We start from the raw sequence: 307 nt of genomic DNA, 5'->3' as shown, positions 1-307 counted from the left end.
CCTGCGAGCCGCATCCGGATTCCGATCACATGCACGTGGTGACGGTGGATGTGGGCGCCGAGGAACCCGTGCAGATCGTCTGCGGGGCGCCGAACATCGCGGCGGACGTCAAGGTGCCCGTGGCACTCGTGGGCGCGGTGCTGCCTGGCGATTTCAAGATCAAGAAATCGAAGCTGCGCGGCGTGGTGAGCTGCGGCATGTGCTGCTCGCGCCGCGAGCTGGGGCTGGGACAGGACCACTCCGGCATCTGGGTGCTTCCCGATGACGCGCCCATGAAGTCCGCCATGGGCTGGCCGACGGGCGCGTC

At 68.1% G+C, this 307-nt stretch carries 1 protein-coding gene; it reads left to right on the top strand.

Going from position 1 to position 307, the window contains the following annotated elements; translation table 11 throughout:
• Window positions 1–307 (top strand): YtpR family tRNA-binding protein (gene ytpR, locus NE591_RS13930; protein ID WP_371130628.1); only part of this gene is annotated, 307 nt, incomplete at both ends.

This window comes from Adlercreutzia sp. DFI.6.23 (assembly GCF_024462535.1).
GTDB lineage: Bacteria > Actinomycetota > Coriobacteriia > Coriobacteriales > Eggerthellaceae > Adlercreutzia > Adlercreutzia rubneri.
The sequence above is the reverse complement of the archived record's forward strand: the minus strand, read 5'-3'. Positions and strand labels throughout refer to the sequence as shown.